Origin of the sequence: Streptomyces sp. KMM 9044 (genome assembly GCF_024701375.2) — a bacterium.
In the GTDB taxonomy this organism is placed as follows: domain Bacteria; phylum Actinomycetota; class Actinomycetes; order Streptomycetales; family Streptomycetaceae; genus Streptomyces.
This window is the reverse complement of record NZ_CP113910.1, coordinates 6,001,723-6,023,520: the sequence shown is the minus strand read 5'-3', so window position 1 is coordinate 6,023,520 and position 21,798 is coordinate 6,001,723. Positions and strand designations below refer to the sequence as shown.

General features: G+C 72.1%; 18 protein-coding genes and 5 pseudogenes. 7 read left to right on the top strand and 16 right to left on the bottom strand.

Going from position 1 to position 21,798, the window contains the following annotated elements; translation table 11 throughout:
* Window positions 1–459: 459 nt before the first annotated feature.
* Both HUV60_RS27215 and HUV60_RS27210 read right to left on the bottom strand, forming a co-directional pair.
* Entirely contained in the window at window positions 460–1,365 is a 906-nt protein-coding gene (locus tag HUV60_RS27215) for a S1 family peptidase (RefSeq protein ID WP_257850278.1), read from the bottom strand.
* A gap of 366 nt (window positions 1,366–1,731) precedes the next feature.
* Window positions 1,732–2,807, bottom strand: a pseudogene (locus tag HUV60_RS27210) (DUF5685 family protein).
* Between the two features lie 290 nt (window positions 2,808–3,097).
* Between HUV60_RS27210 and HUV60_RS27205 the strand changes: the two are divergent.
* Complete coding sequence (locus HUV60_RS27205; RefSeq protein ID WP_257849827.1) at window positions 3,098–3,535, top strand: cell division protein SepF; 438 nt, start codon at window positions 3,098–3,100, stop codon at window positions 3,533–3,535.
* 44 nt (window positions 3,536–3,579) lie between these two features.
* Here the strand turns inward: HUV60_RS27205 and HUV60_RS27200 are convergent, their stop codons facing one another.
* The gene (locus HUV60_RS27200; RefSeq protein WP_257849826.1) at window positions 3,580–4,770 is read right to left on the bottom strand and encodes an acyl-CoA dehydrogenase family protein; all 1,191 of its coding nucleotides are present in this window, start codon (window positions 4,768–4,770) and stop codon (window positions 3,580–3,582) included.
* Between the two features lie 171 nt (window positions 4,771–4,941).
* On the bottom strand, window positions 4,942–6,609 hold the full coding sequence (locus HUV60_RS27195; RefSeq protein WP_257849825.1) for an MFS transporter: 1,668 nt from the start codon (window positions 6,607–6,609) through the stop codon (window positions 4,942–4,944).
* 292 nt (window positions 6,610–6,901) lie between these two features.
* Here HUV60_RS27195 and HUV60_RS27190 point away from each other — a divergent pair, with 292 nt between their 5' ends.
* Window positions 6,902–8,197, top strand: a complete 1,296-nt coding sequence (locus HUV60_RS27190; RefSeq protein ID WP_257849824.1) for a mannosyltransferase family protein — start codon at window positions 6,902–6,904, stop codon at window positions 8,195–8,197.
* A 266-nt stretch (window positions 8,198–8,463) separates the two neighbouring features.
* Window positions 8,464–9,483, top strand: coding sequence for a phosphatase PAP2 family protein (locus tag HUV60_RS27185; RefSeq protein WP_257849823.1), 1,020 nt, complete (start codon window positions 8,464–8,466; stop codon window positions 9,481–9,483).
* An 83-nt stretch (window positions 9,484–9,566) separates the two neighbouring features.
* Here HUV60_RS27185 and HUV60_RS27180 read toward each other — a convergent pair whose 3' ends face one another.
* The 4 genes and pseudogenes from HUV60_RS27180 to HUV60_RS34085 all read right to left on the bottom strand — a co-directional run.
* Window positions 9,567–9,782, bottom strand: coding sequence for an I78 family peptidase inhibitor (locus HUV60_RS27180; protein ID WP_257849822.1), 216 nt, complete (start codon window positions 9,780–9,782; stop codon window positions 9,567–9,569).
* A 342-nt stretch (window positions 9,783–10,124) separates the two neighbouring features.
* Window positions 10,125–10,415, bottom strand: a pseudogene (locus HUV60_RS27175) (DNA-binding transcriptional regulator); the annotation flags it as partial.
* Between the two features lie 109 nt (window positions 10,416–10,524).
* Window positions 10,525–11,070: a LysM peptidoglycan-binding domain-containing protein gene (locus HUV60_RS27170; protein ID WP_443047430.1), complete on the bottom strand. Its 546-nt coding sequence runs from the start codon at window positions 11,068–11,070 to the stop codon at window positions 10,525–10,527.
* Window positions 11,067–11,243, bottom strand: a pseudogene (locus HUV60_RS34085) (transglycosylase); the annotation flags it as partial. The gene HUV60_RS27170 and the pseudogene HUV60_RS34085, both read right to left, overlap by 4 nt.
* A 558-nt stretch (window positions 11,244–11,801) precedes the next feature.
* Here HUV60_RS34085 and HUV60_RS27165 point away from each other — a divergent pair.
* Window positions 11,802–12,626 carry a hypothetical protein gene (locus HUV60_RS27165; protein ID WP_257849821.1) on the top strand — a complete coding sequence of 275 codons (825 nt, stop codon included), beginning with the start codon at window positions 11,802–11,804 and terminating at the stop codon, window positions 12,624–12,626.
* A 102-nt stretch (window positions 12,627–12,728) separates the two neighbouring features.
* Window positions 12,729–13,148, top strand: a complete 420-nt coding sequence (locus HUV60_RS27160) for a hypothetical protein (protein WP_257849820.1) — start codon at window positions 12,729–12,731, stop codon at window positions 13,146–13,148.
* A gap of 83 nt (window positions 13,149–13,231) precedes the next feature.
* On the opposite strand, the gene der is transcribed toward HUV60_RS27160, so the two are convergent.
* The 5 genes from der to aroH all read right to left on the bottom strand — a co-directional run bounded on the left by der (window position 13,232) and on the right by aroH (window position 17,708).
* Window positions 13,232–14,710 (bottom strand): ribosome biogenesis GTPase Der, encoded by a 1,479-nt coding sequence (der, locus tag HUV60_RS27155; protein WP_257849819.1) that lies wholly within the window; start codon window positions 14,708–14,710, stop codon window positions 13,232–13,234.
* 75 nt (window positions 14,711–14,785) lie between these two features.
* On the bottom strand, window positions 14,786–15,433 hold the full coding sequence (locus HUV60_RS27150) for a lysophospholipid acyltransferase family protein (RefSeq protein WP_257849818.1): 648 nt from the start codon (window positions 15,431–15,433) through the stop codon (window positions 14,786–14,788).
* The gene (gene cmk, locus HUV60_RS27145; RefSeq protein ID WP_257849817.1) at window positions 15,430–16,110 is read right to left on the bottom strand and encodes a (d)CMP kinase; all 681 of its coding nucleotides are present in this window, start codon (window positions 16,108–16,110) and stop codon (window positions 15,430–15,432) included. Before cmk ends, HUV60_RS27150 begins: the two co-directional genes overlap by 4 nt.
* Before the next feature lie 153 nt (window positions 16,111–16,263).
* Window positions 16,264–17,349: a prephenate dehydrogenase gene (locus HUV60_RS27140; protein ID WP_257849816.1), complete on the bottom strand. Its 1,086-nt coding sequence runs from the start codon at window positions 17,347–17,349 to the stop codon at window positions 16,264–16,266.
* Entirely contained in the window at window positions 17,346–17,708 is a 363-nt protein-coding gene (gene aroH, locus HUV60_RS27135; protein WP_257849815.1) for a chorismate mutase, read from the bottom strand. The genes HUV60_RS27140 and aroH overlap by 4 nt, the downstream gene beginning before the upstream one ends.
* Window positions 17,709–18,025: 317 nt before the next feature.
* On the opposite strand from aroH, the pseudogene HUV60_RS27130 reads away from it, so the two are divergent.
* Window positions 18,026–18,542, top strand: a pseudogene (locus tag HUV60_RS27130) (nucleotidyltransferase domain-containing protein); the annotation flags it as partial.
* Window positions 18,537–18,837, top strand: a pseudogene (locus HUV60_RS34080) (nucleotidyltransferase); the annotation flags it as partial. The pseudogenes HUV60_RS27130 and HUV60_RS34080, both read left to right, overlap by 6 nt.
* 54 nt (window positions 18,838–18,891) lie before the next feature.
* On the opposite strand, the gene HUV60_RS27120 reads toward HUV60_RS34080, so the two are convergent.
* The 3 genes from HUV60_RS27120 to HUV60_RS27110 form a co-directional block, all read right to left on the bottom strand.
* A complete protein-coding gene (locus tag HUV60_RS27120) occupies window positions 18,892–19,911 on the bottom strand; it encodes an ADP-ribosylglycohydrolase family protein (RefSeq protein ID WP_257849814.1) in 1,020 nt (339 codons plus the stop codon).
* The gene (locus HUV60_RS27115) at window positions 19,908–20,654 is read right to left on the bottom strand and encodes an NUDIX hydrolase (RefSeq protein WP_257849813.1); all 747 of its coding nucleotides are present in this window, start codon (window positions 20,652–20,654) and stop codon (window positions 19,908–19,910) included. Before HUV60_RS27115 ends, HUV60_RS27120 begins: the two co-directional genes overlap by 4 nt.
* A 70-nt stretch (window positions 20,655–20,724) precedes the next feature.
* Complete coding sequence (locus tag HUV60_RS27110) at window positions 20,725–21,792, bottom strand: pseudouridine synthase (RefSeq protein WP_257849812.1); 1,068 nt, start codon at window positions 21,790–21,792, stop codon at window positions 20,725–20,727.
* Window positions 21,793–21,798 lie beyond the last annotated feature (6 nt).

The following is a 21,798-nucleotide window of genomic DNA, read 5'->3' as shown; positions in this document are numbered from 1 at the left end:
AATGCGATGGTCTTGCGCCCTGTGACCCGGATCACGAGGTTGTTGTTCACCCGTCAAGTTACGAGTGAGTACCCCAACGGGGAAGTTACGCGTCGGTAAAATTTCCGGCGATGCCCGGCAGAGCATCGATGGCACCTGATGAAGCGTCACCGAACGTCGAGAACCGTCACATCGAGGGCGGCACCCCTCCTCTCGGCCGGCCCGCCTCAGGCGACCGGCGCTCCCGGGACCGGCCCACGGGGACCGGATCCCGCCCGCGCGTCCTCGCACGGTCCACGCCCTCGCCGACAAGCCCGCGTGGGTACTCCCCCCTCGAAGGCAACGCCGGGCCCGGGCAGGGGCGAGCCCCCGCACGCTGGTTGCGTGCGGGGGCTCGTCGTCGCGTGCCGTCCGCGGTGAGGCCCTGCGCTGCGGGACCGGTGGTACCGGCCAGTCCCGGCCTGCGGGCGGGCGTCCGGCCTAGTAGACGCTGACTCCGTAGGCGCTCAGGGCCTCCGTCACCGGCTGGAAGAAGGTCGTGCCACCGAAGGAGCAGTTGCCGCTGCCGCCGGAGGTCAGACCGTACGCGGTGCCGTCGCTGCCGTAGAGCGAGCCGCCGGAGTCACCGGGCTCGGCGCAGACCGTGGTCTGGATGAGGCCGTAGACGACCTGGCCACCGCCGTAGTTCACGGTCGCGTTGAGGGCAGTGACCCGGCCGCTGTGCGTACCCGTGGTGGAACCGTCGCGGATGACGGTGGTGCCCACGCTCGGGGTGGCCGCACGCGTGATGTCCACGCCGTTCGCGGTGCCGGGCCGACTGACGGACCCGGTGTACCGGACGATGCCGTAGTCGTTGCCCGGGAAGCTGGAGGCGGCGGTCGAGCCGAGCACCGAGGTGCGGCTGGAGTTGCCGTACCAGGTACCCGCGCCGGCCGTGCAGTGACCGGCCGTCAGGAAGTACTCGACGCCGCTGCTGCTGCGGACGTTGAAGCCGAGGGAGCAGCGACCGCTGTTCGAGTAGATGGCGTCGCCACCCTGGATGAGCGGGGTGAACTTGCCGGGCGTGCGCTTGATCTGCAGCGCGTCGGCATCGGCGCCGGCCTCCTGCTTGATCTGCGCGATCTCGGCCTCGGACACCGTGCTGTCGACGGTGACGACAACCCGGTTGGTCTTGCTGTCGACGGCCCAGGCGGTGCCCGGGACGTCGGCTTCCAGCACCGAACCGCTGACGCTCTTGAGCTCGGCGGAGCTGAAGGTGGCGGGAGCTTCGGACGCGCTCGCGCTGGGGATCGCGATCGCGGCGGCGGCCACGAGACCGGTGGAGACGGCGATCAGCCGGGTGTGTCTCGAGATGCCGCTGCGGGGGGTGGTGCGCTTGATCCTCACTTCTCGTTCCTCCATGAAGGAAGTAGGGGGCCCTCGTGGGGTTGGGGCCCGTGAGGCGCAGTCAGGGGGCCGGTCGCCCGGATTCCGAACATGCCGTGCTCCTGACAAGCGCTGGGGGTGAGTATTCGGTCCACGGCACGGTCGACGCAAGAGTGCCTTTCGGCCGTCGCCCTGCGCACCGCCCGTCCGGCACGACCCTCTGCACCCTCGCGCCACCAGCCGATACCTCTGTGTCGCAACCGGCCACTCACGGCACCGAGATGTCTGGAAGTAATCCCTCCGAATATTCCTGCGAACGATCCTCCGAACAAACTCCGAAGGACTCGACAACCGCCGGACGGCATGCCGGCGCCCTGCGTTCCGGGCTCAGCAGTCGCACCCGCCGTCCCCACCACAGCAGCTGCAGCAGTCGCAGCACCCGCCGCAGTCCCAGTTGGAGCAGGCCTCCTTGCGCTCACCGGTCCAGGGATCCTCATAGGTCCCGCAGCACAACTGGCACGTGCAGAACAGACCCACCCACACCGCGCACCCGGCGATCAGCCCGGGGAGGAGCCCGGGGTGCCGGGCGGCGCGTAGGGGTGAGAACCGTGGGCACAAGAAACGGTGTTGAAGGCACGATCTACGGAGTTGGGCAGTTCATGGACGAGCAGCCGGTGAGCCAGACCGCCGTCGGTGAACTCCGCCTCGCCCAGTGCGAGCCGGATGCCGCATACGGCGGCGTCGGCGAGCCGGCGCGCCTCGGCGAGCGGCGTGCCGGTGGCGGTGAGGGGGTTCCAGGCGCCCGGGACGGCGTCGGCCTCCCGGTCCTCCACGGCGTCCAGGAGAGGGGCGAGCCGACCGAAGAGCCGGCCGGCCTCGGCGAGCGGCCCGGCGTTGCCCGTACGCCCGGTGAGTACCGTGGTGTGCGCGATGGCGGTCTCGGTCGGTTCGGTGACGGTGAGGATCGGGGTGCCGAGGCCGGCGAGGATCTCGATACCGTTCTGCCGGTCGACGGCGTCGACCAGGACGGCCGTGTCGAACCCGACGTCCGAACCGGTCCGCGCCCCGGCCCGGTCTCAGCTCGCAGCGACGCGACGGGCGGCGAGCGCCACCGGGCGGCGGGCCAGCAGCCCGTCCCGGTCGGCGACATGATCGCGCACCTTGGCGGAGGCCAGGACCAGCGAGACGGCCGCCGCCGGCCGCGCACCCTCACCGTGCGCGACGGAGGCGCTCCGCATACCGCGCAGCGGACACGGGCCCGCCGTGCGCCGTCCGGCATCGGCCCGCTCGGCCTGAGCCTCCGTCAGGACGGAGACGAGCAGGCCGTCGTAGTTGGTGACGACGCGTGCGAGCTGTCCGTGGTCCCCGCGCAACGCCAGGCACAGTCCGCACAGGTGCGCCGCCCACCGGGCCGTGAGCCGTTCACCGAGCCGGTGCCGGCAGGGCCTGACGATTCCGAACATGACGTTCCCCCGTGGATGATCCGATATGGAGCGGCGGCATCGTACCCATGGCCGCGTTCACCCGTACGCGCCGCCGATCACCCATACGCCGAGAAGAATCATATTTCACTCACAGTCAGCATCCGCTTACATCAGGACCCTTGGGGGGCCTGGGCTCTCGACGGATGCGCCCTGCACCAGTACCGTCGCAAACCCCCCGCACGGCGTCCAATCACTTGGCGCGCCATCCGCATCATGGACGACCATAGGAATGCGGAAAGCAAGAAGGACCGCTGTGAGAGGAGGCGTCCATGGGATCGGTACGCAAGGCAAGTGCCTGGCTTGGCCTCGTCGACGACAACGAAGACGAGCGTTACTACGACGACGACTACTCCGACGGAACCGGGCCCGGGGACGCCTGGGTCACCGATCCGCGGGTCAAGGTGGCCACGGACGTCGCCGCGGAGAAGGGCCGCCGCATCGGCACGGTGACCCCGGACAGCTTCCGGGACGCCCGCGCCATCGGCGAACTGTTCCGGGACGGGGTCCCCGTCATCATCAACCTCACCGCGATGGAGGCCGGTGACGCCAAGCGCGTCGTCGACTTCGCCGCCGGGCTGATCTTCGGCCTGCGCGGTTCCATCGAGCGTGTGTCCAACCGCGTCTTCCTGCTGAGCCCGGCCGACACCGAGGTCGTCAGCGGGGAAGCGGCGGCGCACCGGTCGGACGGCTTCTTCAACCAGAGCTGAGGCGGGGCCGCTCGCCGGCCCCGCCCCGCCCCCACCCACCCGGCCTACCGGAACGCGTCGATCCCGGTCAGGGCCTTGCCCAGCACGAGCTGGTGCATCTCCACGGTGCCCTCGTAGGTGAGCACCGACTCGAGGTTCGTCGCGTGCCGCATGACGGGGTACTCGAGCGAGATCCCGTTGGCGCCGAGGATCGTGCGGGCCGTACGGCAGATGCCGATGGCCTCGCGGACGTTGTTCAACTTGCCGAGGCTGACCTGCTCGGGCCGCAGGCGGCCGGCGTCCATGCGCCGCCCGAGATGATGGGCGAGCAGAATCCCCATGTGCAGTTCGACCGCCATGTCGGCGAGTTTGGCCTGCGTCAGCTGGAACCCGCCGATGGGCCGCCCGAACTGCTCCCGCGACTTCGCGTAGCCGACGGCGGACTCGAAGCAGGCGCGCGCCGCACCCATCGCACCCCAGACGATCCCGTACCGGGCGTGCGTCAGGCAGCTGAGCGGTCCACGCAGACCGGTCACCCCGGGCAGTACGGCACCGGCGGGCAGCCGTACGTCGTCGAGGAGCAGCTCGCTGGTGACGGAGGCGCGCAACGACCACTTGTGCCTGATCTCGGGCGCCGAGAACCCGGCGCGGTCGGTGGGCACCACGAAGCCGCGGATCCCGTCGTCGGTCTGCGCCCACACCACGGCGACGCCGGCGACCGACCCGTTGGTGATCCACGTCTTGCGGCCGTTCAGCACCCAGTCCCCGCCGTCGCGCCTGGCGTGGGTCCGCATGGCGGCGGGGTCGGAGCCGTGGTCGGGTTCGGTGAGCCCGAAGCAGCCGATGACCTCGCCGGCGGCCATCCCCGGCAGCCACTGCCGCCTCTGCTCCTCGCTGCCGAACCGGTGGATCGCGTACATGGCGAGCGAGCCCTGGACGGAGACAAGGGACCGGATGCCGGAGTCGGCGGCCTCCAGCTCCAGGCAGGCGAGCCCGTACTGCACGGCCGAGGCGCCCGCGCAGCCGTAGCCGCTGAGCGGCATGCCGAGCGCGCCGATCCCGCCGAGTTCCCGGGCCAGCTCGCGGATGCCGGGCAGTTCGCCCTTCTCGTACCAGTCGGCGACGTACGGCAGCACCCGGTCGCCCGCCCAGGCACGCACGGTGTCCCGGACGGCCAGGTCCTCCGGCTCCAGCAGGTCGTCGAGACCGAGCGGGTCGGCCGGGTCGAAGGGGGGCAACTTCGCGGACGCGGACATGGACACCCTCCGGGGCGATCGGGCCGGGGCCGAACAGGACCGGATGCGGCCGGTACGGACCCGGCCGGTGCCGATGCGGCTCGTGCTGCTCAACTAGCGCTGCTGGTCGGGTTCGGGCCGACGTTACGACGCGGTGCCGCACACGTCCACCCGGTCACCCCGCGGCACGCCTCACACCGAGACGCGGGACTTCGCGGCCTCCCTCGGCGCGGGGACATCGGCCACCTCGGCGGGGACATCGGCCGGGACCCGGGCGGGCCCGTCCATGGGCACCGCGGCGGATGCATCCCCCGCGGTCGCCGGCTCGCACTGCATCGTCCGCGGCAGCCGCAGCGCCATGACGGCCCCGAGCAGCAGCAGGGCCGCGCTGACCAGCAGGGTCACATGCAGCCCGTGCACGAAGGCGTGGCGGGCCGCGTCCCTCAGAGCGGCTCCGGCGGGCCCGCCCAGCTGCGCGGCGACCCCGTAGGCCTCGCCCAGCGAGTGCCGCGCCGCCGAGGACTCCGAGGCGGATACCCCGGGAACGTCCCTGAGGCCGGGCGCGTAGGCCGCGTTCATGACGCTGCCGAGGAGCGCGATCCCGATTCCGGCGCCCAGTTGGTACGAGGTCTCACCTATGGCGGCGGCCCCGCCCGCCTGTTCCGACGGCGCCTCGCTCAGCATCGACTCGTACGCCCCGAACAGGGTGGTCTCCAGACCGAAGCCGAGCAGGACGAACCCGCTCAGCAGCAGGACGCGGTTGTCCTGCCCGCCCATCGGGGTCAGCAGCAGCACCGCGGCGGCCGTCAGGCAGAAGCCGGAGAAGACCATACGGCGCGGTCCGAACCGGCGCAGCAGCCGCGCGCCGGCCAGCCCCGCCGCCATCGCGGCGAACGTCAGCGGCAGCAGGCGCAGTCCGGTCTCCAGCGGGGAGAGCCCGAGGACGAGCTGGAGGTACTGCGCGGCGATCAGTTCCAGTCCGACCAGGGCGAGCATCGCCAGCACGATGCAGCCCACCGACGTACTGAACGCCGGCCGGGCGAACATCCGCAGGTCGACCAGCGGATGCGCGCGCCGGCGCTGCCTGCGGACAAAGGCGGCCAGCAGGGCGGTGCCCGCGGCCAGCGACACCACGGTCCACAGGCCCCCGGCGGACTCACCGCCGAGCCGCTTCACACCGAGGACCGCCGCGAACAGTCCGGCGGCGGCCATCAGCGCGCCCGTCACGTCCCAGGGGCCGGCGCCGTCCCCCTTCGACTCGGGCAGCAGGATCCTGCCCACCGGGAGGCTGACCAGCATCAGCGGGATGTTGATGAGGAAGACCGAGCCCCACCAGAAGTGCTCGAGCAGGAAACCGCCGAGCAGCGGCCCGACGGCCGCGCCCGCCGCGGCGACCGCGCTCCAGACACCGATGGCGAGCGCCCGCTCGCGCCGGTGAGGGAAGACCTGCCGCAGGATCGACAGCGTCGCGGGCATGATCATCGCGCCGCCGACGCCGAGCAGCGCCCGTGCCGCGATCAGCACCGGCGCGCTGTCCGCGAGGGCCGCCAGTGCGGAGGCGACGCCGAACAGGGCGTAGCCGAGCAGGAGGACGCGTCTGCGTCCGACCCGGTCGCCCAGGGTGCCGAAGAGGATCAGCAGCGAGGCGCAGACCAGCGGGTAGGCGTCGACGATCCAGAGCAGTTCCATCGCGCCGGGCCTGAGGTCCTCCGTGACGGCGGGGACCGCCACGTGCAGCACGGTGGCGTCGACGGCGACGAGCAGCAGGCTGAGGCAGAGGACGACGAGTACCACCCAGCGGTTGGCACCGGCCCCGGCCGCCCGACGGCGCAGCGCGGCGGCCGTGGTCGTCCCGGACATGTACAGACCTCCCAGATGTTCCCTCGCCCTCGGCGGGCTCACGGGGTGGGGGACTCCCCCGTGACTCGGCCGGAGAGGAGCGGTACGGCTCCGGCCCGCGCAACGAACGGCGAGTGACAGGCAGCGTACGCGAGGCCGCGCCGGTATCGAGTGGCGGACCTCTCACATCTCGGGCGGACAGGTGTGGCGTGCGCCACTTCCGCACCACAGCCCGCCGCTTCCCGCAGCCCGCTCAGGGGCCCGCACGCCCCGCGGGAAGGACCGGCCGCGCACCCGGTCGATAATCGGGCCCGTGACCGATCTCGAGACGCGTGCCGCACCGGCCCGACCTGGAGCACTGCACAGGGCCGTGCCGGCGCTCCTCGGGTACACCGCCGTGCGCGCCCTGGGCCTCCTCGTCCTGGTCCTGTGGAGCGAGGCACGCGGCAAGAGCGCGTACACCTTGCTCACGGCCCGCTGGGACGCCCTGTGGTACACGAGGGTCGCGGAACTGGGGTACGGCTACGAAGTCCGTCTGGCGAACGGAGACGTGCACTCGAACCTGGCCTTCTTCCCCCTGCTCCCCTGGCTGGAGCGGCTGGTGGCGGCGGTGTCGCCGCTGTCGCACGCGGACGGGGGCTTCGTGGTCGCCGTATCGGCCTCACTCGCCGCGGCCTGGGGGATTTTCGCGGTGGCGGACCATGTGTACGGACCGCGGGCCGGGGTGGGCGCGGTGCTGCTCTGGGCGGTGCTGCCGGTCGGGATCGTCCAGTCGATGGCGTACAGCGAGTCCCTGTTCACGGCGCTCGCCGCATGGTCGCTGTACGCGGTGCTGACCGGGCGCTGGGTGACGGCCGGAGTCCTGGCGGCGCTGGCCGGTCTGACCCGCCCGGTCGGACTGGCGGTGGTCGCGGCCGTCTGGGCGGCGGGCGTCGCCTCCTTCCTGCACGAGCGCCGCACCCGTGAGGACGAGCAACGCTCGTTCGGGGGGAGCGGTGGCGCGGAGACGGTGGACGGCGCGTGTTTCGGGGAACGCGCCGCGCCGGAGGGGACCACCCGGCGCGTGACACGCGCCGGGGGCGCGCTCGTCCCGCCGGGCACCCCCGGGACGGGTGTCTGCCGGGCGCTCGGCCTGTTCGTCGCTCCGCTCGGTGCCGCCGGTTACGTTCTGTGGGTCGGGCACCGGACCGGGGAAGGCCTGTTCGGGTATCTCGAGGTGCAGGCGGGCTGGCGGAACGGGTTCGACGGCGGTTTCGCCTTCGCCCGGTTCACGGCAGAGAAGTTCACGTCGTTTCCGTCGTCCCTGGCGGGACTCGGGCTGATCCTCGGGGTCGGACTGCTGGCCTGGCTGTACATGCTCTGCGTACGGCAGCGCCAGCCGCTCCCGCTGCTGGTGTACGCCGGGGTCGTCACCCTCCTCGCCCTGTGCGCGTCGAGCTACTTCGGCTCGAAACCGCGTCTGCTGATGCCCGCCTTCCCGTTGCTGCTGCCCCCCGCCCTGGCCCTGGCCCGGCTGCGTACGCCCGGGCCGGCTCTGGTGGTGGGGTCCCTCGCGGTGGCCTCCGCGGCGTACGGCGCCTTCTGGCTGAACGGCTCCGGGCCCCCCTGACCGCTCCCGCGGGCCCCGCCCGGCTCCTCCCGTGCCGACGAGCGGTGAGCATTGGGGAAAATCTGCACCAGCTTTCGGTGAACGCATTCTGAAAGCGCGATAAAACCGCCCTCTCGAATGATCAAAGGAATTGAAGGCGACCACGGCCGGAGATTGCCGATTCACGGAAAACAAAGGCCGCCTTGAGAGCGATCCCACATCACATCGTCATCACAAAGCCGCTGATTCGACGGGGAAGCGCGTTCACTCCCTGTAGCGTCGATTGGGTGCGTACCGAACGGAAGACCACCCGTCTGGACCGGGTGTTCGCGAGGCTGGATCGTGAGCCGGAACGACCGGCCCACCTCGACGTGCCGCGAATGAGCCGGCACCGGACGGTGCTTTTCGGCTCCACCCTGGCCTTCTACGTGGCGATCGTGTGGGCCGTCGTCATCACGTCCTGGCTGGTCCGGCTGGACTGGCAGGTGATGTTCTTCCGTCCGTACGAGCAGTGGGCGGAGCTGCACGCCTTCGTCGACTACTACGTGGTGCTCGGCCAGCGCGGTCCGACCGCGGTGATGGTCGCGGCCTGGCTGGGCTGGCGCTCCTGGCGGCAGCACACTCTGCGTCCGCTGCTCGCGCTCGCGGTCTCCCTGGTGTTGCTCAACGTCACCGTCGGTGCCGCGAAGTACGGCATGGGGCGCCTCGGACCGCACTACGCCACCGAGATCGGCTCCAACGAGATGTGGCTCGGCGGCAGTATATTTCCCAGCGGCCACACCGCGAACGCCGTGGTGACCTGGGGAATCCTGGCCTATCTGGCCTCCACCCCCTGGGCGCGGCGCTGGTTGTCCGCCTTGTCCGCGGTGACCTCGCTCGGCGTCGGGCTCTCCACCGTCTACATCGGCACCCACTGGCTGAGCGATGTCCTGCTCGGCTGGGTGGCGGGGCTGCTGATCCTACTGGCCCTGCCCTGGTTCGAGCCGCTGATCGCCCGTGCCGAGGACCGGATCTTCGGCCGGCGCGACCACTGGCGGGACCGTCGGCGGGCCCGGCGGGGCCGAACGGCACCCACGGCCCCCGCCGTCGCGACACCGGTCATGCTCAAGCCGCTCACCGACCGTGAGGGCAGCGCGGCACCCGAGCCGGTCTCGGCGTCCCGCTCGGCCGGCCGGCCACCCGCCTATCTGGCGCCGGGACCGCACTCGACGCGTGGGGAGCGCACACCGGTCACCCCCGCCGGGAGCCGCCGCCCGCCGCACGGCGAGCGCCATCCGCGCGGCAACACCCCGGCGCCCCGCCTCTGACGGCCCCGCCGGGCCCTGCGGCTACAGCCCGGTCCGCCACCCCGGCCCCGGTTCCCTCGTGGAACCGGGGCCGTCGCCGTGTCTCAGCCCTTCCAGGACCTCGCCACCGTGCCGTCCCTCACCTCGAAGTTCAGCCGTCCCACCCGGTACTCCATGGTGATGATCGCGCCCGGCGGCAACGCCCGGACCGTCGCCCAGCCGCGCTCGCGCGCGAGCTGCTCGGCCCGGACCGCGGGCAGACCCACATAGGCGTCCGGGCTGTCGTCGGGTTCCGCGGAAGGTGTCGGAAGGGGTGCCATACGGTCACGCTATGCCCTGCCCGGCGGACGGGGAAGGCCGGACCGGGAACACCTGCCCGAGATCCCCCGGCGGTCACACTTCTGTCACAGGATCACGACAGACGTTTATGCCCGTAACCCTTACACGAATGGGTGATTTGGAGCCTCTGTATACGGAGGTCGAACACAATTACCGGCCCTCGCGTCAACACCGCGGATAAACCCGGTGAAGGGTTCCCGAAGAAGTGCCCCGGGTCCATTCGGGCCTTCCCATTCCGTCGTGGTGACCACGGGCGCGCGTCCCCGGCGGTGGTTCCCCACGGAAAATCCGCCGTTCCCCCGCACCATCCGCCCGCCCCGGCGTCAGCTCGCCGCGCCCGGTTCGCCGCGTCCGGTCCCCCCCGCCCGGGACAGGGCGAGGGAGAGGGCGCGGGAGAGCCGGTCGCGGGCCGCGGCCATCGCGTCGGTCAGCCCTGCCGGCTCCAGCACCTCGAACCCGAAGCCCGTCAGCAGCACGTGGACCATCAGGACGTCGAAGTTCGCCGCCCCGGTACTCAGGACACAGGTGTCAGGCCCGTCCGCCCGGAGCGTGCCGGCGGAGGGCGAGATCCGCTCCGCGGCCTCCTCGGCGGGCACCAGCAACCGGACCGCGGCCTGCCCCTGTGCGGACAGCTACCGTCCGCACAGGGGCAGGCCCGCCCGGTGACCGGAAACCGGCGGCCGGACGGGACCTCACCTCGGAACCCGGCGCGTCCGGAGCGGATCAGAGCACGAGACGCTGTCCGGGCAGGATCACGTCGGGGTCGCCGCCGGTGACGGCCTCGTTGGCGGCGTGCAGCTGCTGCCAGGTGGTGCCGTGCCGGGCGGCCACGGCGCTCAGTGTGTCGCCCGCGCGGGCGGTGTGGTCACCGTCGGACGAGCTCTGCCGCGCGCCGCCCGGCGACTGGGCCGGCGCCTTCGACGGGACCGACCGCTTCGGCTGGGTGGACTGGTTCGACGAGGGCGACCGCGGGGAGGGCTCCGCCGGCTTCGGGGGCTTCGCCGGGGCTTCCCCGGCGGCCACCGAGCCTGCGCCGGGTGCGCTTCCGGACGCCCCGGCACGTGCCGAGCAGGTGGGCCAGGCACCCCGGCCCTGCCCCTGCTGGATGGACCTTGGTGGCGACGGCGATCTGCTGGGCCCTGGTGGCCCGGTCCGCAGTCGGCGCGTAGGCCGTGCCGCCGTACGCGCGCCATGTGGAGGCGGAGAACTGGAGTCCGCCGTTGGTAGCCGTTGCCGGTGCTGATGTGCCAGTTGTCGCCGCTCTCGCACTGTGCGATGCGGTCCCACACTCCGCTGTCAGCCGCCGCGGCGCTGCCGGCCGACGCCAGCAGTCCGAGGGCCGCGAGCAGTGCCGCGCCGGCCAGAGTCGCCGCCGTACGGGACCGTGGGAGCTTCCGGGCGCCGCGGACGTCGTCGCGGGTGGTGTCGGCACCATCGGACATGTAGTTCCCGCTCCAAGGACCCGGGGTCCCCCAGGGCGGAGCGCCATCGCCGCGTCATGGGACACGGCAGGTCGCGCTCGCCCCGCCCGCCGTCGGGTCGTGCGACGGATCCGGTGGTGCGACGGATCCGTCTGGTGCGGTCGGCGGACGTTCCCGAGCGGTGCTCGCTGCACACGGCAGGGGAATCCAGGCAACCGACCGGTCCGGCATCAAGTAACTCCCCGTACTCGCAGGCCAGTTCACGATTACCCCTGGTAGCGGCATTTTCAGGACACCCACCTCATCATCTGATTTCACTATTTGTCCATCAACGGACCGCTATCCCTGTGAGCCATCTCACCCGACCAACGTCATTGACACTGCGGGCAGTTGACGATGAGTGCCCGGTTCCGCGCTGGAAGTGACCGTGGGCGCAGGATGGTTCGATTCCGTTCGCTCCCGGGCGTGACTCCCGCCGCAGATCGCCCGTTGTCCTCTGTATGAGCCGGGGACCTGTCCCGGACCACGGGCCGGGACCCACCCGGCCTCGCCACGCACCGCATCCCGAGGGAGCCACCCGTGCCGCGCATGCTCGACGTCAGCGACGAGGTACGCGCCGAGATCGGCGACGAAGAAGCCGACCGCCTGCTCGCCGGAGATTCCGCCCCGGGCGGTTACGACTGCACCTCCTGCCGCACACCGGGCGATCCGGAGCAGGAGCGGACCAGCACTGTCCTGTTCATCGGGGACGAGACCGCCGTCCTCGCCTTCGCGCACTCCACCTGCCTGCCCTCACAGGTCGTCCAGGTCACCGAGGCGCAACTCCAGGGCGCCGTGCGGTCCATCAACGGTGACGCCGTGGCCCCGCCGACGCCCGTGCAGAACGCGCAGGCCGCTCCCGGTCAGGCCGTCGCGCAGCACATCGTGCCGGAGCAGGCCGTGCTCGGCGTGACCAGCGGGCTGGTCCTGATCGCCGGGGAGTTGCATCCGGCTCTGGTCGTCGAGCCGACCGTGCCGGTGGCGCAGCCCGGTTCCCCCGGGTCCGGCGACGACTTTCTGCCGCTGCTCGTCGAGCAGGGCTTCATGCCCGTGACCGAGCTGTCCACCGCACCGTCCGTGCTGCACGGCTGGTCGGTCCTGCTGGCCGTGGGGCAACTGCACGCGGTACTCCAGCCGCACCCGAACGGCGGGCAGCCGGTGGCCTGGTGGCAGGCACACCAGCCGCTCCAGGTCACCGAGGGCTGGCGGGCGGCAGCCAACAAGCACCAGCAGGTCCTGATGTTCGCGGCCCCGGTCGGCTCGATCGGCCGTCAGCCGCGCGAGGACCTGCTGCGCGACGCGCTGGACAGGGCCGCGGCGAACGGAAGGCTGGTCGCGGCGGCCCTGCCGCTCGCCGGTCTCTGACCGGCCGATGACCGACAGCCGACCCCCGGCCGGCAGGCCGGTGACCGGCGAAAACCCGTACCGTGGCCGCATCTCTTGCCGGGCGGGGTCGTTGGGAGATATGTGCACGCATACGACGCTCCCCGCCGCCAGCCCTTCCCGTTGGTCCCCGCCCCCGTGCGGTCGGCCCAGGACTCCGCGGGCGGCCCTTCGGCCACGCCGATCTACGACGCGCTCTACACCGAGTATGTGAAGTCCTTCCGCTCACTGCCGGGTGACCGCAGCGGTGAGGAGAAGCTGGGCTTCACCGCCTTCGGAAGCGGCCCGCACAGTACGGGCTCGTCCGTCGGCCACGGCTCGGGGACGTTCGGCGGGTCCGTCGGCGACGGGTCGTACGGCGCCTACAGCGCGAGGGCGAGCAGCGCCCGTCAGGGCGCGGGCCGGCAGCCGCAGTGGCAGCGCGTCCCGGCGGTCGGCCGGCACGCGATCGGGCGGACCCACGTGCCGGCGGCACTGCCCCCGGCCCCGCGCCGGAAGACCTGACCCGGGGCCGCCGGGCCCGGGCATGGTGGAGGGGGCGGTCCCCGGCCGGGACCGCCCCCTCCACCATGCCCGCCGTCGTTACGTCACTTCTTCTTGCCGCGCTTCTCGCGCACCCGCACCGAAATGTGGATGGGCGTGCCCTCGAAGCTGAACTCCTCGCGCAGCCGGCGCTCGATGAACCGCCGGTAGCCCGCCTCGATGAAGCCGGAGGCGAACAGCACGAACCGCGGCGGCCTGGTGCCCGCCTGCGTGCCGAACAGGATGCGTGGCTGCTTGCCGCCCCGCACGGGGTGCGGGTGGGCGGCGACCAGTTCGCCGAGGAAGGCGTTCAGCCTCCCCGTCGGGACGCGGGTCTCCCAGCCCGCCAGGGCCGTCTCGATCGCCGGGACCAGCTTCTCCATGTGGCGTCCGGTACGGGCCGACACGTTCACCCGCGGCGCCCAGGCGACCTGACCGAGCTCGGTCTCGATCTCCCGCTCCAGGTAGTAGCGGCGCTCCTCGTCGAGTGTGTCCCACTTGTTGAACGCGAGGACCAGCGCGCGCCCCGCCTCGACGGCCATGGTGACGATCCGCTGGTCCTGCACCGAGATGGAGTCGGCGGCATCGAGGAGGACGACGGCGACCTCGGCCTTCTCGACGGCCGCAGCGGTGCGCAGCGAGGCGTAGTAGTCGGCGCCCTGCTGGAGGTGGACCCGCTTGCGGATGCCCGCGGTGTCGACGAACTTCCAGGTCTTTCCGCCCAGCTCGATCAGCTCGTCGACGGGGTCGCGGGTGGTACCGGCGATCTCGTTGACGACGACGCGCTCCTCACCGGCGACCTTGTTCAGCAGCGAGGACTTGCCGACGTTGGGGCGGCCGATCAGGGCGATCCGGCGCGGGCCGCCGACCGCGGTGCCGAAGGTCTGCGCGGGGGCCTCCGGCAGCGCCTCCAGAACCTGGTCCAGCATGTCGCCGGTGCCGCGGCCGTGCAGGGCGGAGACCGGGTGCGGTTCGCCCAGGCCCAGGGCCCACAGGTAGGAGGCGTCGGCCTCACCGCTCGGGCCGTCCACCTTGTTGGCGCACAGGACGACCGGCTTGCCGGCCTTGCGCAGCAGCCGGACGACCGCCTCGTCGGTGTCGGTCGCGCCCACCTTGGCGTCCACCACGAACACCACGGCGTCGGCTGCTTCGATCGCGTACTCGGCCTGCGCCGCCACGGAGGCGTCGATGCCGAGGACGTCCTGCTCCCAGCCGCCGGTGTCGACGACCTTGAAGCGGCGGCCCGACCACTCGGCCTCGTAGGTGACGCGGTCGCGGGTGACACCCGGCTTGTCCTCGACGACCGCTTCACGGCGGCCGATGATGCGGTTCACCAGGGTCGACTTGCCGACATTGGGCCGGCCGACGACGGCGAGCACGGGCAGCGGGCCGTGTCCGGCCGCCTCGATGGCGCCCTCGACGTCCTCGAGGTCGAAGCCCTCCTCCGCGGCGAGCTCCATGAACTCCGCGAACTCGGCGCCGCCGAGCGCCCCGTGCTCGTGCTCGTGCTCGGCCGAGCCGTCGGGCTGGATGTGGTCGTTCATGAAGTCCGTACCTCGTTGTTCATCGTGGTGGTCGGTGGAACACCCGATTCCGGGCGTTCCACTACTCAGTGTCCGCTAACGCCCGGTGAGGCGCCTGGCGTTCTCCAGGTGCGCGGTGAGCTGCTTCTGGATGCGTTCGGTCGCCTCGTCCAGTGCCTTGCGGGTGCGCCTGCCGCTGCCGTCACCCGCGTCGAAGGGGTGGCCGAAGACGACGTCGACGCGGGAGCGCAGCGGGGGCAGCGTCTTTGTCAACCGTCCGCCCCGCCCGGAACTTCCCAGGACCGCGACGGGCACGATCGGCGCGCCGCCGCGCAGGGCGAAGTAGGCGAGCCCCGCGCGCAGCGAGGCGAAGTCCCCCTCCCCGCGGGTGCCCTCGGGGAAGATGCCGAGGACGCCGCCCTGCTCCAGGACGCCCAGCGCCCGGGAGATGGCCGTGCGGTCGGTGGTGCTCCGGTCCACCTTCACCTGGCCGATGCCGGTCAGGAACGGGCCGAGCGGCCCGACGAACGCCTCCCGCTTGATCAGGAAGTGCGTCGGCCGGGGTGACACGCCCATGACCATCGGACCGTCGATGTTGTGGGAGTGGTTCACGGCGAGGAGTACCGGGCCGGCCGTGGGCATCCGCCAGGCGCCCAGCACGCGCGGCTTCCAGAAGCCGTACATCAGGCCGACGCCGATACGCCGCCCGACCTCGGCGCCCCGCGCCGACGGAAGCCCGGTCACCGGCCGGCTCGCTTCTCCTCGACGAGGGTGACGACGCACTCGATGACCTGGTGCAGGGACAGGTCGGTGGTGTCCACCTCGACCGCGTCGTCCGCCTTGGCCAGCGGGGAGGTCTTGCGGCTGGAGTCGGCCGCGTCCCGCTTGACCAGGGCCTCGCGCGTGGCGTGCAGGTCGGTGCCCTTGAGCTCACCGCTGCGCCGGGCGGCCCGTGCCTCCGGGGAGGCGGTGAGGAAGATCTTCAGGTCGGCGTCCGGGAGCACGGTGGTCCCGATGTCCCGGCCCTCGACGACGATGCCGGTGACGGCGGAGGCGGCGATCGTGCGCTGCAGCTCGGTGATTCGGGCGCGCACCTCGGGGACCGCGCTGACCGCGCTGACCCTGGAGGTGACGTCCTGCTCGCGGATCGGGCCGGCCACGTCGAAGCCGTCGACCGTGATGGCGGGGTACTCCGGATCGGTGCCGGAGACGATCTCGGGTTTGCCGGCCGCGGCGGCGATCGCGGAGGGGTCGGCGGTGTCTATGCCGTTGGTGACCATCCACCAGGTGATCGCCCGGTACTGGGCGCCGGTGTCCAGGTAGCTCAGGCCGAGCTGTGCCGCCACGGCCTTCGACGTGCTCGACTTGCCCGTGCCGGACGGGCCGTCGATGGCGACAATCACTGGCGTGGAGCTTTCCACAGTGGGGACCTTCCTGGACCTGGCTGTCGGGGAACGGGGCGTGAGACCGCCCCGTACAAGGTTACTGGGTGTGCGTCCCCCGATCGGCCGTACCCGGGCCCGGCCGCCCGTCACCCGCCGCGTCCACCGCGCTCCGCCGCCGTCCGGCAGATGTCACTGCCGGATCGACCAGCCCCGCTCCCGCAGCGCCGCGGTGAGCACCGCAGCCGCCTTGGGCTCCACCATGAGCTGCACCAGGCCGGCCTGCTGCCCGGTCGCGTGCTCGATCCGGACGTCCTCGATGTTGACGCCCGCCCGGCCGGCGTCCGCGAAGATGTGTGCCAGCTGGCCCGGCTGGTCGTCGATGAGCACCGCCACGATCTCGTACGCACGCGGGGCCGAACCGTGCTTGCCCGGAACCCGGATCCGGCCCGCGTTGCCGCGGCGCAGCATGCCCTCGATGCCGGTGCTGCCCTCGCGCCGCTTGTCCTCGTCGCAGGACTGCAGCGCGCGCAGGGACCGTACGGTCTCCTCCAGGTCGGCGCCGATGTCGGTGAGCAGGTCGGCGACCGGACCCGGGTTCGCGGAGAGGATGTCGATCCACATCCGGGGGTCGGAGGCCGCGATCCTGGTCACGTCCCGGATGCCCTGGCCGCACAGCCGGACGGCGGCCTCCTCCGCGTGTTCCAGGCGCGCGGCGACCATGCCGGCCACCAGGTGCGGCATGTGGGAGACGAGGGCCACGGCACGGTCGTGGGCGTCGGCGTCCATGACGACCGGGACGGCCCTGCAGTGCGAGACCAACTCGAGGGCGAGGTTCAGCACCTCGGTGTCGGTGTCCCGGGTGGGCGTGAGCACCCAGGGGCGGCCCTCGAAGAGGTCCGCGCCGGCGGCCAGCGGGCCGGACTTCTCACGGCCGGACATGGGATGCGTACCGATGTACGCCGAGAGGTCGAGGCCCCGCTGCTCCAGTTCACGGCGCGGCCCGCCCTTGACGCTGGCGACGTCGATGTAGCCGCGTGCCACACCGCGCTCCATGGCGTCGGCGAGCACCCCGGCCACGTGGGCGGGCGGGGCGGCGACGATCGCCAGGTCCACCGGCCCCCCGGGGGCCCCGTCGGTACCGGCGCCGAGCGCGGCGGCCGTACGGGCCTGCTCCGGGTCGTGGTCGACGAGGTGGACGGTGACGCCCCGCTGGGACAGGGCGAGGGCGGCGGACGTGCCGATCAGTCCGGTACCGATGACGAGTGCGGTTCTCACTGGGCGATGTCCTTGCGCAGGGCCGCCGCGGCACCGAGGTACACGTGGGCGATGTCGGCGCGCGGCCGGTCGGACTCTACGTGCGCGAGGATGCGGACCACGCGGGGCAGGGCGCCCTCGATGTCCAGTTCCTGGGCGCAGATCAGGGGGACGTCGACGATGCCGAGCCTGCGGGCGGCGGCGGCCGGGAAGTCGCTGTGCAGGTCGGGCGTGGCCGTGAACCAGATGCTGATCAGGTCGTCCGTGGCCAGCCCGTTGCGCTCCAGCACCGCGGTGAGCAGCACGCCGACCTGTTCCTCCATGTGGCCGGCCTCGTCCCGCTCGAGCTGGACGGCGCCCCGGACCGCTCGTACCGCCACGGCGATGCTCCTTGCTGACGTGCTGAATGTACCGAATGTGCCGGACGTACCGGAATCGCCGGACGTGCTGGCGCGCAGGCCGACCGTCCGACCGTCCGGCCGTCCGGCCGTCCAGCCTAGTCAGAACGGGCACAACCGGTGTCCGGTGCCCGCCCGCCGAGACAGGAGGTGAAAAGCCCCGCTCCTCCGCGAAAGGCACCAGGGTCTCTTCCTCCGCCGAGGAAATTCGATTCACCCGGCGTGAGCCGGACCGTACCCTCCCGGGCACGCACTCCGCCGAGTATCTGGTCCGCGATCACACGGTCTACGCCTGCGTCATGGTCTCGCGTGCCTTCGGTCTGGCCACGGAGGGCATCGACACCGACCGCCGGGGCGTCTTCCTCGCCCCCATTCCCCTGTTCTGGCGCTTCGAGAAGCCGCCGGCCCACGTCGAGGGACCGGCCGAGGAGCAGTTCAGCTGGGAGCTGGAACGCTTCTGCGAGCTGACCCTGCGTGCCCGTCCCAACGTCCTGGAGTGCCTGCACTCGCCGCTCGTGGAGCATGCCGACGACACCGGCCGCGAACTGCTCACCCTGCGCGGCGCGTTCCTCTCCCGCCGGGTCCACGAGACGTTCACACGGTACGCGTACGGCCAGCGCCGCGGACTCGAGGCCGACGTCCGCGTCCACGGGGCGCCCCGGTGGACGCACGCGATGCATCCGCTCCGTCTGCTGGCCTCCGCCCGCGACGTGCTGCGCACCGGCGAGCCCACCGCCGCCGTGGGCGAGCGGCGCGAGCCGTTTGCTCCCGGTGAAGCGGGGCGAGGTTCCCTGGTCCGAGGTCGCGGCCCGCGTCCACGGGGCGCCCCGGTGGACGCACGCGATGCATCCGCTCCGTCTGCTGGCCTCCGCCCGCGACGTGCTGCGCACCGGCGAGCCCACCGCCGACGTGGGCGAGCGGCGCGAGCCGTTTGCTCCCGGTGAAGCGGGGCGAGGTTCCCTGGTCCGAGGTCGCGGCCCGGATGACCCGGCTGGAGCGGGAGGCCGGTGAGGCACTGCGCCGTACGGCGCTTCCGGCACAGCCCGACCGCCGCCAGGTCGAGGACTTCCTCGTCCGTGTCCGCCGGACCTCCGCCCTGCGGACACCGTAGGGGCGACCTGCTCCGGGGCCCTCTCAGGGCCCTGCCGTTCCCTGCCAGGGCCTCTCAAGCATCCCAGAGCGTCCCCAGCTCCAGCAGTCCGTCCCGGTACTCGATGCGGTCGGCCCAGGCGTCCGGCCAGGCGTCCGCACCGAGGTGGGCGCCCGCGAAGGCACCTGCCAGGCAGGCGACGGAGTCGGAGTCGCCGGAGGTGCAGGCGGCGCGGCGCAGGGCCGTGAGCGGTTCGTCGACGAAGAGCAGGAAGCACAGCAGCCCGGTCGCCAGGGCTTCCTCCGCGATCCAGCCCTCCCCCGTCGCCAGGCACGGGTCGGTCTCGGGCGAGACGGTGCGCACGGCGCGCCGGAGGCGTTCCAGGATCTCCAGGCACTCGTCCCAGCCCCGCGCGATGAAGTGCTCGGGACTGGGGTCCCCCGTGCGGGTCCACAGATCGCCGAGCCACACCGCGTGGTAGCGGGTGCGGTTCTCGTGGGCGTAGGAGCACAACAGGCCGATCAGCCCGGTCGGTTCGGCGCCCTCGGCGAGCAGGCGCACGGCGTGGGCGGTGAGGTCGGAGGCGGCGAGCGCGGTCGGGTGCCCGTGGGTGAGGGCCGACTGCAACTGGGCGGCGCCCGCGCGCTGTTCCTCGCTCAGCCCGGGGGCGAGCCCGAGGGGGGCGACCCGCATGTTGGCGCCGCAGCCCTTGGAGCCGACCTGGCTGGCGTCCTGCCAGGGACGGTCCTCCCGGGCCAGCAGGTGGCAGGCCTTGAGGCAGGTGTTCCCGGGCGCCCGGTTGTTCTCGGGCGAGCGGTACCAGCCCACGAACTCCTCGCGCACCGGCCGCTCCAGCCGCTTCGGGGCGAGCCGTCCACGGTCCATCGCCGTGCGCAGCCCGCGCCCCAGCGCGAGCGTCATCTGGGTGTCGTCGGTGACGGTCGCGGGCGTCGGGAGCTCCATCCCGCGCCACGGCCCGCACTTGGCGAGGATCGAGGGGACGTCGTTGAACTCGGTGGGAAAACCGAGTGCGTCCCCGAGGGCGAGACCGGTGAGGGCGCCCGTGGCGGCGCGCTTGGTGACGACGGTGGTCATGCGGGACGTCCTTCCGGAGTCGGCCGGAGCAGAGGCGGGTGGAGAGCGGTGGCGGTGCCGGCCCGGTGGAGCGCGGCGGGTTTACCCCGGCCGCCGGTGAGGCGTGCGACCCCCGGGACCGCTTCGACGAAGCCTGGGGAGGCTAGCACCTTGCGCCGGAAGTTGGGCCGGTCGAGCATGGCGCCCCACACGGTCTCGTGGACCTGTTGCAACTCGCCGAGGGTGAACCCGGGCGGGCAGAAGGCGGTGGCGAGACAGGTGTACTCGAGCTTGGCGCCGACGCGGTCGCGTGCGTCGGACAGAATCCGGTCGTGATCGGAGGCGAGCGCCCGCGCGGAGCCGTACGGCATCCAGCGGGCCCGTGCCGCGTCGCTGCCGCCGCGCGCCTCGGGCGCGTCGGGCACCTCGGGCACCTCGGGCACCTCGGGCAGCAGTGCGGTGAAGGCCACCGAGACGACCCGCATCCGCGGATCGCGGCCGGGTTCGCTGCAGGTCCGCAACTGCTCCAGATGCAGTCCGGACACGTCCGTCAGCCCGGTCTCCTCGGCGAGTTCGCGCCGGGCTGCGGTCTCCGCCGACTCGTCCGGCTGCACGAACCCGCCCGGCAGCGCCCAGCGGCCCGCGTACGGCTCCTCGCCGCGCTCGACCAGCAGGACGTGCAGCGCGCCCTCGCGGAGCGTGAGAACGGCGAGGGCGACGGTGACGGCAAAGGGCTCGTAGGCGTGCTTGTCGTAGGCGTCCATGAACCGCACCCCCTTTTACAGTCGTTCCGACTGTAAAAGGGGGTGCGGTTTCCTCACAGGCCCCGGCGCCTCAGAGCTCGACTTCCTGCATCAGCATGCCGACCTCGGTGTTCGACAGCCGCCGCAGCCAGCCCGACTTCTGGTCGCCCAGGGCGATCGGCCCGAAGCCGGTGCGCACCAGCTTGTCGACCGGGAAGCCCGCCTCGGCGAGCATGCGGCGCACGATGTGCTTGCGGCCCTCGTGCAGGGTCACCTCGACGAGGTAGTTCTTGCCGGTCTGCTCCACGATGCGGAAGTGGTCCGCGCGCGCGTAACCGTCCTCCAGCTGGATGCCGTCCTTCAGCCGCTTGCCCAGGTCGCGCGGGACCGGACCGACGATGTGCGCGAGGTAGGTCTTCTTCACCCCGTACCGCGGGTGGGTCAGCCGGTGCGCCAGCTCACCGTGGTTGGTGAGCAGGATGACGCCCTCGGTCTCGGTGTCGAGCCGGCCTACGTGGAACAGCCGGGTCTCACGGTTGGTGACGTAGTCGCCGAGGCACTGACGCCCCTCGGGATCCTCCATCGTGGAGACGACACCGGCGGGCTTGTTCAGCGAGAAGAACTGGTAGGACTGGGTGGCGACGGTCAGCCCGTCCACCTTGACCTCGTCCTTCTCGGGGTCGACCCGGCGGCCCTGCTCCAGCACGATCTCGCCGTTGATCTCGACCCGTGCCTGCTCGATCAGCTCCTCGCAGGCTCGCCGGGAACCGTACCCCGCGCGGGCGAGGACCTTCTGCAGCCGCTCGCCCTCCTGCTCGGCGCCCGGGAAGGTCTTCGGGGGCCTGACGTCCTTCTTCTCCGCGTACCGGTCGCGGTTGCGCTCCTCGATGCGCGTCTCGTACTCACGCGAGCGGCCGGGAGCGGTACGGCCCCCGCCCTTCTGCCCGGACCGGGCGCCCTGGGAGGAGCCGCCGGACGGCTTGGCGCCGGTGCGGCCGGACTTCGGGCCCTCCTTGGTGGCCCCGGGCCCCACGTCGTAGCGGCGCTCCTCCGGGCGGGGCTTGCGGGGGCGGCCCTGCCCCTGCTTCTGGTCCCTGTCGCCGCCGGAACCGCGGGGGTTACCGCGTCCACCGCTCTTGCCGCTGCCGCTGCTTCGCATCACATG